The organism is Nocardia otitidiscaviarum, from assembly GCF_007362295.1.
Classification (GTDB): domain Bacteria; phylum Actinomycetota; class Actinomycetes; order Mycobacteriales; family Mycobacteriaceae; genus Nocardia; species Nocardia otitidiscaviarum.
Genome location: NZ_CP041695.1, coordinates 7,617,411 through 7,633,334 on the forward strand (window position 1 = coordinate 7,617,411; position 15,924 = coordinate 7,633,334).

The 15,924-nt window shown below is 64.2% G+C and carries 15 protein-coding genes; 14 read left to right on the forward strand and 1 reads right to left on the reverse strand.

From position 1 onward, the window contains the following. Position 1 precedes the first annotated feature (1 nt). Both FOH10_RS34300 and FOH10_RS34305 read left to right on the forward strand, forming a co-directional pair. Positions 2 to 2,842, forward strand: a complete 2,841-nt coding sequence (locus FOH10_RS34300) for a hypothetical protein (protein ID WP_143983729.1) — start codon at positions 2 to 4, stop codon at positions 2,840 to 2,842. A gap of 53 nt (positions 2,843 to 2,895) precedes the next feature. After that, positions 2,896 to 3,204, forward strand: a complete 309-nt coding sequence (locus FOH10_RS34305) for a hypothetical protein (protein ID WP_143983730.1) — start codon at positions 2,896 to 2,898, stop codon at positions 3,202 to 3,204. On the opposite strand, the gene FOH10_RS34310 is transcribed toward FOH10_RS34305, so the two are convergent. Beyond that, positions 3,191 to 3,808 (reverse strand): SMI1/KNR4 family protein, encoded by a 618-nt coding sequence (locus FOH10_RS34310; RefSeq protein ID WP_186000661.1) that lies wholly within the window; start codon positions 3,806 to 3,808, stop codon positions 3,191 to 3,193. The genes FOH10_RS34305 and FOH10_RS34310 overlap by 14 nt on opposite strands. A gap of 244 nt (positions 3,809 to 4,052) precedes the next feature. On the opposite strand from FOH10_RS34310, the gene FOH10_RS34315 reads away from it, so the two are divergent. From FOH10_RS34315 to FOH10_RS34370, 12 genes are all read left to right on the forward strand, one after another. Beyond that, positions 4,053 to 4,388: a hypothetical protein gene (locus FOH10_RS34315; protein ID WP_143983732.1), complete on the forward strand. Its 336-nt coding sequence runs from the start codon at positions 4,053 to 4,055 to the stop codon at positions 4,386 to 4,388. Between the two features lie 76 nt (positions 4,389 to 4,464). Next, the gene (locus FOH10_RS34320; RefSeq protein ID WP_143983733.1) at positions 4,465 to 5,055 is read left to right on the forward strand and encodes a phage tail tube protein; all 591 of its coding nucleotides are present in this window, start codon (positions 4,465 to 4,467) and stop codon (positions 5,053 to 5,055) included. 203 nt (positions 5,056 to 5,258) lie between these two features. Then, complete coding sequence (locus FOH10_RS34325; protein WP_143983734.1) at positions 5,259 to 5,549, forward strand: hypothetical protein; 291 nt, start codon at positions 5,259 to 5,261, stop codon at positions 5,547 to 5,549. A gap of 47 nt (positions 5,550 to 5,596) precedes the next feature. Beyond that, a complete protein-coding gene (locus FOH10_RS34330; RefSeq protein ID WP_143983735.1) occupies positions 5,597 to 5,926 on the forward strand; it encodes a DUF5361 domain-containing protein in 330 nt (109 codons plus the stop codon). Between the two features lie 101 nt (positions 5,927 to 6,027). Beyond that, a complete protein-coding gene (locus FOH10_RS34335; RefSeq protein WP_143983736.1) occupies positions 6,028 to 8,400 on the forward strand; it encodes a hypothetical protein in 2,373 nt (790 codons plus the stop codon). Beyond that, positions 8,397 to 9,290 (forward strand): phage tail protein, encoded by an 894-nt coding sequence (locus FOH10_RS34340; protein WP_221937907.1) that lies wholly within the window; start codon positions 8,397 to 8,399, stop codon positions 9,288 to 9,290. Before FOH10_RS34335 ends, FOH10_RS34340 begins: the two co-directional genes overlap by 4 nt. Further along, entirely contained in the window at positions 9,290 to 10,912 is a 1,623-nt protein-coding gene (locus FOH10_RS34345) for a Gp37-like protein (RefSeq protein ID WP_244961494.1), read from the forward strand. Before FOH10_RS34340 ends, FOH10_RS34345 begins: the two co-directional genes overlap by 1 nt. A 19-nt stretch (positions 10,913 to 10,931) precedes the next feature. Beyond that, positions 10,932 to 11,963 (forward strand): hypothetical protein, encoded by a 1,032-nt coding sequence (locus FOH10_RS34350; protein WP_143983737.1) that lies wholly within the window; start codon positions 10,932 to 10,934, stop codon positions 11,961 to 11,963. 82 nt (positions 11,964 to 12,045) lie between these two features. Then, the gene (locus FOH10_RS34355; RefSeq protein WP_143983738.1) at positions 12,046 to 13,053 is read left to right on the forward strand and encodes a hypothetical protein; all 1,008 of its coding nucleotides are present in this window, start codon (positions 12,046 to 12,048) and stop codon (positions 13,051 to 13,053) included. A 4-nt stretch (positions 13,054 to 13,057) separates the two neighbouring features. Further along, on the forward strand, positions 13,058 to 14,104 hold the full coding sequence (locus FOH10_RS34360; protein ID WP_143983739.1) for a hypothetical protein: 1,047 nt from the start codon (positions 13,058 to 13,060) through the stop codon (positions 14,102 to 14,104). A gap of 92 nt (positions 14,105 to 14,196) precedes the next feature. Continuing rightward, positions 14,197 to 15,489, forward strand: coding sequence for a hypothetical protein (locus FOH10_RS34365; RefSeq protein WP_143983740.1), 1,293 nt, complete (start codon positions 14,197 to 14,199; stop codon positions 15,487 to 15,489). Further along, positions 15,489 to 15,923 carry a hypothetical protein gene (locus FOH10_RS34370; RefSeq protein ID WP_143983741.1) on the forward strand — a complete coding sequence of 145 codons (435 nt, stop codon included), beginning with the start codon at positions 15,489 to 15,491 and terminating at the stop codon, positions 15,921 to 15,923. Before FOH10_RS34365 ends, FOH10_RS34370 begins: the two co-directional genes overlap by 1 nt. The last annotated feature ends 1 nt before the right edge of the window (position 15,924 follow it).

Sequence of the window (15,924 nt, forward strand, 5' to 3'; positions counted from 1 at the left end):
CATGTCAGCCAAGCCCATCGATGATCCTGATGCCTCGCGGGTCTTCAACTACTCGGTGCGGACGCCAAGAGAGGCTGCCGCGACTTTCGCGAGAGTACTCAACGCTGAGGATCTGATGTCGACCGCAGCGTCAAGAGCCCATGAGTTCGCGCTCACGGACTTCATGTCCTCGGGACCGTGGGGCCAACAAGTAGTTGAACTGGGCACCGTCCAAAGCATCGCCGGCCCGCCGCCGATCCTGCGGAGGCCTGACGATGACCTTCCAGAAAAGGTCGAGAATCGAACTGCACCCTCGATCTCGCCCGAGGATACGGTCCCGCCTCCAAATCCCGCCGGGCCGACCGTCTTCGAGCAAATGTATTCCGAACCGGAACCCGAACCCAGTACCCAAACTCCGACTGTGAAGGTCCCGGAATCCCTGGAAGAACTGGCTCTCCCCGGCTACGAGGCCCCTAGTCAACAAACGATGCTGTCGCAATTCTATGGGGACCTGGGTGCAGATGGTCCGACGTCTCCGGCCTCCAATGCTGGCCCGAAATCGCTGTTCCCAGAAATCGTTACAGCCGAGGGCTCTGTAGGTATTCCGGAACCACAGAAGTACGTAATGCCTTCTGCCATCACGGCCCCAAGGACGTGGTTTAGATCTGGCGTGGACGGATATGGCTTCAACTACTCTCAGGAGCAGTTGCGAAAGGACCTCGAAACCTACACGAGAGGACCCCAACCCTGGGTTGGGCCAGGTAATCCGTACGACCTGGCCAGGGAACGCCTTGTTAAGGCCCGGTACACGCCCGAGGAACAGTTCAACGACCTACTCTGGGCCTTCCGCGAGGCCGGCACGCACGATGATCGAGTCAAAAAGTCCCAGGCAATTCAACGACTAGCGCAGATCGGGATTTTCCCTTACGAGAATCCAGCGATAAAGGATCATGTCGAGAGGATTCAGGGTTTCGGCAGGCTCACCGATCCATCACAGCCGGCTAAGAATGCGCCACCACCCCCCGAGCGACCCAAACCCACCACTTTCGACATATATATGCGCAGTCGAGGCTACGTGCCCGCAGTTGTCGCTCCGTCGAATGATAAGACCGTAGTAGAAGCATCTATCTCATTTGGTTCCGGACTTGTACGTCCAATTATCGACAATATAAAAGACACCGCAGCCCTGTTCGGAATCGGAGGTCCTGGAGCTGCGGAAGCTCGGCAAGAAGCTGTCAACGGTATCGGTGCTCTTATTGGGATCGGCCCCGCAGGCGGTCCTGGAGTCATCGATTCTTGGAAAGCGGCCGGAAAAGACTTTCTGGGATGGGACGAATGGTCCCGAGGCGATTGGTACTACGCCCTCGGAATCGTCGTCTCGAACATCGGCACAACGATCGGCACCGGTGGTGTGGCGTCGGTTCCGAAAATCAACAAGGCCGCAAACAGCATCCTGGACGTCGATGGCCCGAAGACCGAACACGATACACCGGATGTAGCTGCCAAGAACTCTGACCGCGCTCCCGCCGACCATCCCCACGGTTCACCGGAACCTGACGAAACCGCTCAGCCGAACGAGCAGCAAACACAGCCCGACGCCGAAACCTTCCACGACGAGTCGACACAAGAACCCGGAGCCATCGACCGGAGATCGGGCACGGCCCAGTCTGATCCACAGAATAGCGACCATGTGAACGGTCCACCGGATATATCGGGACCGGTCGCAGGAAGTCCCGACTTGCCGGTGCCCTCGAGCGCAATTCGTGAAGTCCCGCAGCGACAGACTTTGCCCAATGGAACAATGGAATTCGCCGATCGAGATGTTCACTCCAATGCGGTGACTGAATTATCCGGCAGCTTGACCCATCTCAATGGGATAACACGGTTCGCCTACAACCCAGACCCGCTTGTCAGTGCATCGATACCCCCCGGAATGCCGGATAGAGTCAACCGAGGCGCTGCTACGCCTGACCGAAGAATCGATTCCGATCCCACACAGAATCCCGCCAGGCACGAGGCTGCTGCGACATTCGAAGCAGCTGCGAACACACCTGAAGTCTCTGCCGAGATCGACACCGTCGTTTCGGCTCGGTCACATCCGTCGAGGGCTTCTGGCGGTGGCGCACACGCCAGCAGAGGACCATCGACGACTTCAACCGCAGGCGGAGGCGCAGGTCCCAGTGGGACTACGCATACCGGGTCAGGTTCCTCGGCTTCGGGTCGTACTACTCCATCGAGTGCTGGTAGCGCTTCGAGCCGTGCTGGCACACCGAACCCCGCCTTTTCGAGGGCAAGCGTTGGGAATGTTGACGTCAAACTTCCCGATGGAAGGGTGTTGAAGGCTGGAACCTACCGAGAGGTAGTTAAGGGCGATGGTGCCGTGAAATACTACTCGGATGAGATGGGCCGTCCTCATATCGCTGTTGCTGAGCTGGAACCGCCCCCTCCAGGCACACGAAAGAAAGTTGGAGTAAGTAGTAAGCCCTATCCCGTTGGGTGGCTTCACGGAATTGACAACCGCGGGCATATGGTACCCGAGATAGGTGTGAAGGATGAGAAGTGGGCAAATGTAAACGAGAATCTGTTCTCCCAGCAGGAAAAGGCGAATCAGCCAATCAAGCGGGAGTGGGAAGACGCAGCAGTTGCTTGGGCCAGGGCTGTTCCCGGAACTAAGATGCAAGCGACTGTCCTCAAGCGTTATAGGTCCGGAAGGCCAATGATAACGGAATATAGACTCTATGATGCGGAATGGAATGAGATTACAGATTTCCGGCTAAAGCTGTACAATCCAAGGAGGATGACTAGACCGGGACAAGTGAGGACGATTCCGAGAAATCCGGTGTACCCGTCACCGCCGCCATAAAGTCGACTGGCTGGAACATTCGGGCGGCTGAGGGATTTCATGAGAGGGCTTACATGAACGACTTATCTCTGGACGAGCAGAAGGAAATCGATATAGCTATCGCGAATGCGACTCTCGCCTGCGTCGGCGATGGGGAATCGATCGTCAACGTTGCGATCGGTATAGATGAGGGTCGAGTGACAACTCATGTTGAAACCGATCGCCGTACCCTGATTGTTCCGTCTGACGATTTATGTGCTGCGGCTAGCGCTTTAGCTGAATTGCATGATCGGAATGGCACGAACTTGACTGACGCAAACTACAGATTTCAACTTACGATCTCGGGCCGATGGCAGATGGTTGCAGATTTTAGCTATCGTTGAGCTGCATCTTGGTTTGGAATCGTTTAAATAGCGCATTTGTGAACTGTTCGTCAGGGCTGCCGAACCAGGGTCCGCTCCAGGACTCGGAAGGCTGCCAAATTCCGGAATGAACCTCTTCTAGAAGGATTTCCAGCAACTCCGTGAAACTAGATGCGCAAATAAAGTGTATTTCGTCGTCGATTCCGAAATTTATTATCTGGCCTCGTTTTCCGTGCGGCCCTGGATCGAGGTCGAGGCCCACGTACTGCCTGTCTATAGGATCGGCCCACAGTGGAATCCAGCCAGGTGAAGTGAATAGCGGCTTTATGATGCCCTCCGCTCCTGGGAAGACGCCTCCAAACTTGTTGACCCGCTCGAGATCCTCTGGATAGTCCCAGTAGGTTGACCAGTGGGACCAAGCTTCTTGGATATGTTTTGTCGACAAAAAATTTAGAGTCGGAATGCAGGGTACGCCGTGGTCGCCCGCTGGTGTGATTACGGATAACTGGCCATTGTGCCGTTTGAGTACATCCTTGACTTCATTGGGAAGTGCTTGTCCGAGGGCTTCCTCGAGGATGTCCAGCTCGGTCGCGGTAGCCGGAGGAGACAAGTTATCGTAGGCCATCGGGGCATTGTTGCGAAGCCACGACACATATAATTCGAATAGATCTACTGCTTGCATGCTTGCATGCTAGCAGAACTTGGGAAGTTAAGCGTGCTGAGATCGGTCGGGAGTTACTTCCTGCTTCAGTTTGATGGGAATAGGTATGATTGAAAAAATACTGTTTGACGATATCGAGGATTGCCTCCTTGACTTCTTGGGCAGTCAGCTCTCAGATGCATCCGATCCTGCGGAGGTGGTTCGAGTGGTGCCCGACCCGAAGCCCGCCCGTATGGTGCGGGTCGCTCGGAACGACCGCAAGCCTCGGCTGGACGTCGAGGACAGGGAGGGCCGTCGTGGCGCTCACCTGATCCTCGATCGTCCTCGGGTGGTCTTCGAGTGCACCGATGACGCCGGTGGTGCGGCCGAGCTGGCCGCGCTGGTGCGCGGGATCGTGAATGCCGCCGCACCCGGGTACATCGGCACCGCGTGGTGTGACCACATCGAGGATGCCGGCCTGGAGAACGACACCGACCCGGTGACCGCCGCTCCGCGGTACACGCTCGTCACCGACCTGATCGTGCGAGGAAGAGTCCTCGCGTGACTCCCCCGACAACGCGGGAGTAACAACTGAATACACATCCCTAGGGCCTGCGCAAAATCCCAAGGGAGACAACACAATGGCTATGCCCTCCAGCAAGTTCATCGGCGCCGGCACCCCGAATATCGCTGTTACCGGTGGTGTCCTGGTCGCCCCGCTGGCTTCCACCCTGCCGACCTCCGCGGACGGCACTATCGATGCCGCGTTCAAGGCGCTCGGCTATGTGTCCGAGGACGGTATCGAATCGATGGGTGAGCGGCGGATCGAGTCCGTGAAGGACTGGAACGCCGACATCATCGCGCAGCTGCAGACCGAGCACTCGGTGCGTTTCGGTCTGACCCTGTACGCGGCCTGGGATCAGGACGTGCTGCGTGAGGTCTTCGGCGAGGACAACGTCACGCCGACCGCTGCCACCTCCACCTCCGGTGCGCTCTACACCGTGACGGAGAACGGTGCTCCGCTGAAGCACCGGGCGTGGGTCTTCGACATGGCGAACGAAGAGAAGAAGCTGCGTATCGTCCTGCCGAACGCCAAGATCACCTCGGTCACCGAGAAGAAGTTCGTTTCGACCGAACTGGCCGGCTTCATGATCACCGTCGAGGCGTTCAAGGACGACAGCGGCGTCAAGGCGTACCGCTACCTGAACGACGGCAACAAGCTCGCCGCCTGATATCACGACGGTCCCGACCGTCACCTTCCGTGAGTTCGAACCCCACCGGGTCGAACCATGTCTGAGGACGGCCCATGCCGTCCGACAAGCCCCCAACGGCGGCGGGATTTCCATCCTATGCGCAGGCCCGCCCGTCGCCGTTGGGCCTTCTCATATCAACCCCTGCGCATGCACAACTACTACTCGAAAGGGTCTGCGTAACAATGACTTCTCCGAAAGCCCCGATCACCATCGCCCAGCCGATCAAGGTGAAGGACGACTTCTTCTACCGCGTGAACGGCGTCGAGATCCAGCTGCCGTCGCTGTCCTACCTCAAGCCGGGCGTAGTCCGCCGGATTCGGCGACTCAGCGATGTCGACGCGATGTACACCCTGCTGGAGATGACGCTCTCGCCCGAGGCGCTCGCGGCCCTGGACGATATGGATCCGGACGCTTACCACGAGATGCTGGAAGCCTGGCGCGCGCACTCGGGGATCAGCCTGGGGGAATTCTGAGCCTCGATGCTCTTCTCGAAGAGTATTGCGAGGCAATCGAATACGACTTGATCAGCCTCGGTCTGCGGTTGCGTCGGCTCGGTACTGACGAACTGAGCTGGCGCGACCTCAAGGCCGTCGTGACATTCCTGCCCACCGACTCGGCGCTGATGCGCAGCATGCACCCGGAAACCTATCGATGGCAGTTGGACCAGCAACTGCTGGCGGAGATGACCGACTGCCTGCGGTGGCTGATGTGGTCCAAGAGCGACGACGCCCGCCACGGGCGCAACCGGCCCGCCCGCATCCCACGGCCCGGCATCGAATCCGATCGGGAACGGGTCGGTACGGCCATGAGTATCGACCGGATCAACGAGTTCCTCGGCTGGAGCGAGTAGTCCTCGCCGGTGGCCGGGTGCGGGCGCAATCGGCCCAGAAAGTGAATGCAATTGTGGACAAGCAACGCCCACCGGCAATGACACTGCCGGACATTCTTGCGATGACAACCAATGGGCAGCCCGCACCCGGGAAGCGGATCACGCTGCCCAGCGGCGCGGTCTGGGAGGGAGGACCCGTCGCGGGGACCTCGCTCATCACCCTGCCCGACGAGGACCCGATTCTGGTCTCGGACAACGATTCCGGGGCACCGAACGCACTGGTCGGCCGGTCCGGCCCGTTCGGAGCTCTGGCCCGCGCTTTCGAGGAAGTGCTCGGGCACGTACCGAACTTCGTCACCGACCGGGTGGCCGCCGAGACGCGAAATCTCCTGCGCGGGCTGCCCGCGCCCGAGGACGGGGAGACCGAAACCCGGATCATCAAGTTCAGCTCCAAGGCCACGCTGCTCAATCCCGCCAAGAAACGCGGCGGCTCCGGCGGGGACGATGCGGTCGAGCAGCATGATCCGGACTCGGACGAGACGCCGGTCCGCCGTGCACGCGGCGGCCTGGTGCACCGGCCCGGCGATTTCATCAGCGGCCTGATCCCCGGATTGGGTCCCTCCTCCGCCGACGATGTGCCGCTGCTCGCATCCCGTGGCGAGTACGTGGTCAATGCCGAGGCGGCGGCGAACACGCTGTCGCTGCTGGACGCGATCAACGCGGGCTGGGTGCCGTCGGCGCAGTTCCTCACCGGAATGCTGGAGGGGTTCACCTCGCCGCTGCCCGAAACCGTCGCCACCACACCGACTCTCGAACAGTGGCGCGGACTGCTCGGCCAGGGCGTGATCGCTGACATGCTCGGCAACGCCGGTGCGGCCGCGGTGAACGCTGCCGGCTGGGCCGGGTCCGCGCTGGGGTCGGCGCTGGCCCCGCTCTTCCAGTCCGGCGGTCCGCTGAGCGACCAGGCGCAGCGCACCGCCAACCCTCCGGTGCAGACACCGCCGAGCTCGACCGCGCCGGGGTCACCGCTGCCGCTGACCGCTTCGATGCAGGCCAAGCCGTCCGGAATGCTCGGCGCGCTGGCGGGCCTCGGACTGCCCGGTCTCGGCGGCGGCAGCATGGGCGGCGGGAACGCAGAGCTGAGCGCGCTTTCCCATGCGCTGAGTTCCGGAATCGCCGGAGCCGCAGCGGAAGCCGGGAGCCGGGTCGGTGCTGCCCTGGGAGCGATCATCGCACCGGCGCTGGGGCCTTCCGGGCAGCTGGTGCCGGAGATCGGCGAGCAGCTGGGGCGGCTGATCGGGTCGCAGTTCGGCGGTGAGCTCACCGCGTCGATGAGCCTGCAGACCGAGATTCCGGGACAGCCCGGCACCGGAGGCGGCGGTACGGGTGCGACGACCAACGCGGACGGAACGCCCACCGTGGGGTCCGGCGCGGGACTGCCCACGAACGGTGGCGGCAGCATCGTGGGTGGGGCCGGACCCGCGGCTGCCAGCGGTGTCTATGACGCGGCCGGGGAGGGCTCTCGCTGGGTGTATCTGCCCAGCGATCCGGAGAAGGGACTGACCGGCGGGTGGGCGTATGTGACGCCGACCGACTCGGGCGTGCGCACCGTCGCGCCTCCGGCGGGCACCCAGATCGTGGACATGATGCCGGACAAGGACGGCATCGCTCCGCCCCTGTTGGATTCGTTCGAAGGCGTCGACTGGTTCGGCGCGCTTACCGGAAACGGGCCGAAAACGCTTGCCCGCGAGTCGTATCCGTACAACCAGTACGAAGGCGACTTCAAGGGCCTGCTGCAACTGGCATCGAGGAAGGTCGGCAGCGATCTCGGAACCCTGCTCTCGCCGATTCTGGGAGCGAATGCTCCCAAGGCACTGGGCGATCTCGCGGCGCTTCTCACCGCGCCGATCGGGCAGGCGTACGCCGACGCCGATCCGAATGGCGACTGGACCAACACGATCGGCTATTTGCTGAGCCAAGCCACCGGTATTCCGTGGAGCCCAACCGGACAGCAAGGTTCCGGGGGAGTGCCACAGCCGGACATCCCGCAGCAGATCGGCCTCAACGCCCTGTCCTCCGGCATCCAGGGCCTGCAACAGGGCGGCCTGCTCCGCGGCCTCACCGGAGCGATCTCCAGCGCGGCCTCGTCCGTGGGCGGCCTGATCGGCAGCACGGCAGGCACCCTCATCGCGCCCTTCCTGGGCCCGGCCGCCCCACTCGGCCCCGTCATCGGCCAGATGCTGGGTTCGATGGTCGGCGGCATGATCGGCGATCAATTCACCCGCCCCATCGAGTGGGCGGGCTACGCGGTGAAGGAACTGGTCGGCACCGGTTTCGGTCTCACCGATCTGGCGGAAGGCCCGGGCGGACACACCGCCCGCGTCGATATCTACAACTTCAACGGCACAGACCCCAAGAGCGCGTCCATCGCGGTGGAGCGGGTACGCCGGCGCCGGGCTCTGGCGCAGCAACGCGGAGGAGGTTTCGGGCGATGACCCACCAACTTTTGGAAACCCACGGCACGAAGGTCGTGCTGTGGGATGTCAACGGCCGGGTGTGGCATCTGTCCGGCACCAATTCCGGCCGTGAGGGTGTGCGGCTGTCACAGCAGGCCGGGTACATGTTCGCGCCGGTGCAGCTGCTCGTCTCGGAAGGTGCGCGTCAGGACGGCGCGACCTTCATTCGATCGGTCCGGTCGAAGAAGGAATGGGATTTCCTGGTCGTCGTGTCCGGCGCGGCGAAAGCCGGTGGCGTGGATCCGATCCGGGACTTCCACGCCGTGCACGACGCCTGGTTCCGGGGATGGTCGACCGACAAGCCGGTGACCGTCGGCTACTACACCCGCCACCAGGGCTGGCGATTCCAGCAGGCCCAGTTGGACGCGGCTCCGGAGCCCGTCGGTGATGTCGATCCGGCGCGCAATGCGATGGCCGTGTACAAGATGTCGGCCACCGCCATGGACCCGCTGGAACACCACTTCGACGAGAACTCGGTCTGGACCAACACCTCCGGCCTCAATGAAGGCATCGTGCGCATCCGCAACGCCGCCGACCAACCGGCGTGGCCGCGCTACACGATGAACGGCCCGGGCAGGTGGTCGATTCTGGACCCCGTCGCGGGTGATGAGGTGCGGATGGTGCAGACACCTCGATTGGGTGCGAACGAGACCCTGCGGATCGACACGCATCCACGCCACCGGACGGCGCGCCTGTACACCGACTCGGATACGCAGGGCCGCAATGTCTGGGCGCAGCTCGCGGGCCGCCGCTGGCTGCAATCGATGTCGCCCTGGTCGGCCACCGATATCACGGTGCAGGTGGACGGCGGCACGATCGAATCCAGCATCGTCGCCACCGTGACGCCGCGATCCTCGAGGCCGTTCTGATGAGCGCCGGAACCTGGGATCCGCACACCGAAGTGCGGCGGATGGACGAGACATTCCGCGCGGATCAGGAGCAGGCGCGCAACCCAGATGTGCTGGTTCGCTTCTGGGACAAGTACATGCGGGAGGTGGGTGAGGAGCACAGCTACCTGTCGCTCGAATTCACCTATCCGCGCAACGCGGCGGGCGGCCTGAAGATGATCTGCCCGCGGGATATGACCCACTTCGATCACCTGTTCGGCAACAAGGAGGACGGCGCGGACGCCACCATCCCGATCACCGTGAACACCAAGGGGTTCCGCTGGGATGGCTACGTCACCAAAGCGTCGATCGTGCGCGACGAGAACGGCGTCGAAACCGTCGACATCGAGGCCATCCACGCCTGGAACCACGTCGCCACCATCTGCTGCTGGGCATCGCCTTTCGCGCCGGTGCTCGCGCAGTTCCCGCGGCACCATATCCTGTTCGGGCCGGTTCGCTCATTGGTCACCACCTACCTGACCATGAACCTGATGCGGTTGCAGGCACCGGGTTGGCAGCCGCCGGATCGCATCGAATCGCCGGAGTGGAACGGTGTCGGCAACACGCTGTTCCCGATCGCGGTGGTGCCGGTCGACCCGTTGCAGGACACCAGCCGCTGGAGCGCGGCGTCCGCTCGATTCGATATGGCGGACAAGCTGTTCCAGCCTATGCTGGAGGACTCGGGCGTCATGCTCACCGCACGGTTCTTCCTGCCGGGCGAAGACGAGCAGCCCGCCCCGGAATGGTTCCACCTCGAGAAGCCGACCGTGGTACTCGAGACCATCGACAAGTCGGGCGTCACCGGTAGCACCGGCACGCTGCTGGACGGAATCCAGTCGTGGATCGAGGAATTCGCCGACGACGGCACCACGCCGGTCCGGTATCCGCGCTTCGATTCCACCACGGAATACGAGGCCGTGTACGGGCAGCCGGGCAAGTTCGGCACCTTCAAGAACTTCCCGTGGGTGTGGTACTTCGAGGGCGAGTATTCCGGCATCGGCGCATCCGAGGTCGCGCTGCACAAGCCGACCGCGACCGACGTGATCATCGGTGGCCGCTCGCCCGGATGGGTCAACGCCGGAATCGAGGTGGTGATCAAGGGCCTGCTGTCCCTGATCGGTCTGGACTTCCTCTATCGCGGCCAGCTCAACGACGTCTTCCTCGCCTGGATGGTGTACCGGGACATGGAGCGGGTCGAGCGCGCCGGGCCGTACGCCTTCCGCGAGCTGTACATCACCGGCAGCGACAAGGCGTTCAACCTGGACGGCCTGGTCGCCGGTCGTCAGGGTCTGCACCTGACCCGCGGCTACACCAGCCACAAGGTGACCATCGAGGACAACGCCCCCTATCTGCTCGGGCGCGACTTCGGGCTCGGCGACCAGATCGGCTTCCAGCTCGGTGAGTACGTCTTCACCGACTACGTGACCGAACTGACCTTCTCCGACAACCGCGAAACCCCGGCCGTCTGGCAGATCACCGTCGGTGACGGCTCCGACGAGGAGGACTCGATCGTCAAGGCATGGCAGCGGCTCGGCCGCTTCGCCGCCGCCATCAAGGATCTGTCCACCGATGTCGGCGCGGACCTGGATCTGCTCATCTTCTAATCCCGCTGGAGGAAACACTATGGCGGACATCAGTTTTCCCGCCCATCTCACCGTGCAGCGGCAGCTGGACGTGGATGGGCTGCCGATTCTCGAGGCGAACATCGCCGTGGCCGACGAGGTAGCTGGGCTCGAACTACCCCAGGGCCCAGCCGGGGAGCGGGGGCGGCAGGGCCGCCCCCGCTCCACCTTCCGCAAGATGGGGGAGATCGCCACCGCTGCGGAGCGGCCGAGTGGTCTCGACGTGGCCGATCGCGGCAAGTGGTGGCATCGGCTCGACACCAATGGCATGGATGTGTGGACCGGCACGGCGTGGCGGCATTCACCGGATGCTGTCGGACCGAAAGGTCCTGTAGCCGCGGCGAATACGGTCACGGCGGTGACTATGCACAAGCAGGCGCTCACTCAGCCGGCCGCGGAGTTCGAAGGTTCCGGCGACCAGCTGTTGCGGGTGACCGCACCGGCCGGTGAGCCGGGAGCCAAGGGACCGGCGGGAGCGTCCGGCGCGATCAACGCATCGCCGGACTTCGACCAGTCGCTCGTCCCTGTGCCGGGAGGCGCCTTCGCCTACCACCCGGCGACCCGAATGTTCCGGCCGCAGCCTCTACCGATGGCCGTCGGCCCCTGGGCGTGGTTCAACGAGGACTTCGCGGCGGACCAGGCCGCGTCGGTGCCCCAGTTGATCGCCGGAACCTTCACCGTGCCGGCGCAATCCTTCGCGTGGCGACCGGTCGTCTACGGACACATGCTGCTGTCCTCGCAGGTCACCGGCTCCCAGTATGTGCGGGGCATGGTGCGGATTCATCACTCGCAGGGCCAGGTCGCGGCCGCCACCGTCGGTACTTCCGGCGCCTACTGGTACCAGCCGATCATTCCCACCTACCGCGACGAACAGACGACCAAGACCCTGTCGCCGTCCTCCACCTTCGCGGTGGTCCCGGCCGGTCAGCCAGCCAATCTGGTCGTTACGGCCGAACGTGGCGGGAACGGCAGCGGGAGCATCGGGTACAAGCGCGCGAACGCATCGCTGGTCGTCTACGCCCAGCCCATCTGAACGAGGTCATATGTCAACCGTTGGTGAATATTTCCGATCAACACTCATTCGCGGTATCGATGAGGGAATCGGTGGGCCGGGTGTGGTGCAATCCCTGCAGAGCACACCGAGCGACGGCTCGCTCGAACTCATGACCGGCACCGTCGGTCCGGCGGGGCCGGAGGGCGAGCCGTGCCCTGCCTTCCGCTGGGAAGGCGATATCGCAGACCAGGCCGCTCTGACCGCGCTGGCATCGAAACTAGGTCCGGCACAGGCAGGTAAGGCGTGGCGTGTCCTGGCAGGGGACTCGCTGGTCTTCTGGAACGGTACCGGCTTCGATACCTTCACCGAGGCGTTCGGAGCTGCAGGGCCCGATGGTGATACCTGCACGGTGACCCTCGGCACCGTCGATACCGGCCCGGCCGGATCCGATCTACAGGCCACCATTACCGGTACCCCGCCCAATCTCCGTCTGGACCTGACGATTCCGCGCGGCGTGCAGGGAAGTCAGGGGCCGGCGGGTGGCCCGGGGCCGATTCGCAACGCGCCCGACTACGCCGATGTCGCGCATGTCGACGGAGCCGTACCGGTGTGGAATACGGCACTCGGCAAGTGGGTTCCGCGCGCCTATCCCGGTATCCGCGGACCCTGGTCCATCGTCGAGGGCACCGCATGGGACGGTGGGGCCGGTTTCGCTCCCTCGCAGAGCAACACCTCCACGTCCCCGAATACGGTGGCACGCCTGAATGTTCCGGCGCAGGACACCGATTGGCGGCCGATCGTGCACGGCGGCGTCACCGTCCAAAGTACCGACGACAGCACCACATTCGACGAACGCATCGACGCCGAGGTGCGGCTGGATTCCGCAAGTGGACAGATCCTCGCCCTGGGAACCGGTGTCGGTGCGGGCATCGACGTGCACTGCCGCTTCCAGCCCTATTTCGGGGCCCGGATCACGCCCGACAGTGCGGTGGGAGTCGTTCCCGCCGGGCAGCCCGCGGTCCTTCATGTCGTACTGCGACGGGCGGCGGGCAGCTCCAATTACCACTACTTCATGGCCGGCGCTCAGATCACCTGCTGGGCCCGCCCGGTCACCACGACTACGGAGTGACACAGTGACCGAAAACCCGAACACCGTCTACGACGACGATGTCATGATCACCATGCGCGGTATCGCCGATTCGGTCGGACTGCCGCACACCGTCAACCCGATCGAGCACGTCGACCGCGAGATGCTCGTCGAACTGCGCCAGGGCCCGACCGGGCCGGTCGGGCCGGATGGCGCACCCGCGTGGCCATGGGAATGGCAGGGTGACGTCGACGATTTCACCGCTCTACAGACATTGCGGCTCACGACGGCCGATGCGCGCAAGGCATGGCGAGTCGTGGCGGAGAATGCCGTCTACTACTGGACCGGGCTCGAGTTCATCGCGTTCGACCAGGCCTTCGGCAAGCCTGGCGCGCGGGGGCGTACGAACCGGTTGACCGGCTCGGCGGTGGCGGGGCCGGTGGGTTCCGCCGCGACCGCGCGGCTCACCGGGATCGCACCCGAACAGCACTTGGAGATCACCTTCCCGCGCGGCGAAACCGGTCCGGTCGGTGAGCCGGGTGCGGCGGGCCGCATTCAGGACGCGGCGGATGTCTCGATCGACGTGGAGCATCCGCTCGGGCAGGACTACGTCCTGTCGTGGAACGCCGATCTCGGCAAGTTCCAGCCGGTACCGAGTCCGCGCCTGAACGGACCGTGGGCGATCGGACAGGGCCAGATCAACGGCGGCACCAGTCTCACCGATGCGACGAAAACCATTGCCGCCATCACTATTCCGAGCCAGCCGATGTCGTGGCGACCAGTCGTCGAAGGCTGGATCAGTATCGGTACCGACAAGGGGCAGCCCACCACCCGCTGTGATATCGAGGTCCGAATCGGCTCTCCGGAAGGCGAACTGGTGGCGCGTGGGCACGGCTCGTCGTCGCCGATCTTCGCCCTCGCCCTCATCGCGCCGGAAGCCGACTACCCGCTGACACCCGATTCGGCCATCGGCGTCGTTCCGGCCAATCAGACCGTCACGCTCTACGTCAGCGTGCGCCGGACGCTCGGTACCGGCCGCTACTCCGTCCGCACCAGCGACGCGCAGGTGATCGTCTACGCCCAGCCCGTGTAGCACACACGGATTCCCGCGGCTCGGCTCACGAGCCGCTCATCTCAGAGCCGGTGCGTCGATTCCGGCTGCCTCCCGCCCGAAAGGACTGACCCATGGCCGAACTGCCTCCGCTGAAGTACGGAAAGGTTGTCGGACGCTTCCTCGCGAACGTCGCCGACGGACCGGACATCGGCGACCTGCCCGAATTCCTGCCGCTACGCGGCACCCTCACCTTCACCGCCGACGCTCCCAAGATCCTCGTCGGTGGCGCCGAACCCGCACCCGCCACCTACGTGCAGCTGCCCGAGCACTACGAATGCCAGCTGGACGAGTTCGGCTACCTCACCTGGCGCGGTAAGCGCGGCGTGCGGCTGGTCGCACCCGGAGCGGCGACCAATCCGACGGACTGGACCTGGCGGGTGTCGTTCAACCTGAACTATGACGGCCGCCAGATTCCCATGGAGTCGTTCAGCTTCGCCGTCACCGAGTATGTGGCGGGGCCCGACCCGGAGAACCCGGACGCGGGCTCGTCGGGTCTGGTCGACCTGACCCTGGTCGCACCGGTGCCCGCCAGCCCCGGCAATGCCGTCGTGCGCGGTGAGCGGGGCGAGGGCATCCAGATCGACGGGCAGGTCGCCACCTACGGTGAGCTGCCCGCGTCCCCGGAGGAGGGTGCGCAGTTCGTAGTCACCGCCGACGGGCTGCTGTACGTCTACCACGCGGCTGCGGGCGGCTGGACCCCGGACGGCCAGGGCATCGTCATTCGCGGCCCGGCCGGTACCACCGAATGGTCCGGCATCACCGGCAAGCCGGCGACCTTCCCGCCGACCATCGGTGCCACCGCGACCACCGCGGTCGCCGGTGACGATCCTCGGCTGAACGATCCCAGAACGCCGCTGCCGCATACGCATCCGGCGAACCAGATCTCCGACTCCACGGCGACCGGCCGAGCATTGCTCACCGCGAGCGACGCCGCCGCCGCCCGCACGACGCTCGGCACCATCGCCGCCGACGACTCCCGCCTCACCGACGCCCGCGTGCCCACCGCCGCGGGGCAGGCGTACGACATCGCCTTCAAGTCCCACACCGGGACCCGGGTCTCGGGTGCGGGCAATGTGATGCCGGAGGGCCTGCGCATCGAGCGGCCGATCAACATCACCTCGATCACCTATCGCGGTGAGACCGCGGGCACCGGCAACCTGGTCGTCGAACTGCGGAAGAACGGTACGACCATTCCCGGTAGCGCCGCCACCATCGCCGCCGCCGGCCACGCCGGCGACACCGTGGTCACCACCGGCGCGCCCTGGGCCCTCGCCGTCGGTGACCGACTGACGGTGTACATCACCACCGCCGACAGCCCCGCGGGCAAGGGGCTGCAGGTGAGCCTGAAGGGGGTGACGTCCTGATGCCGATGATCGTCGTCACCGGGGGAGAGTCCTTCCAGCCGTCGGGCATGAACAAGAACGGCACCCAGAAGCTGACGGGCAGCTGGGCCGAGATCACCGGCTGGACCGCCGATACCGGCAACTACCCCGGATCCACCCTCTCGGGCAACGGTCTGCGCGCACAGGGCAGCAATCCGAATGCCAGCGTGAACGCCACCCTGGCCTTCTCAGGTGCCAGTGGGACCGGTCCCACGCAGCAGGCGCGCATTCTGGTGAACGGCACCGTGGTCGCCACCGGACAACAGCTGATCGGCGCGTCCGGGACGCTGACGGCCTCGGCCACGGTCGCTCTCAGCGAAGGCGATGTGGTCACCGTGCAGGCATTCGGCACCGCGCAGCTTTCCGGGTGGGAGAGCACGATCTCGGCCGCGGGCTCGCACGTCCGCATCACGTAAG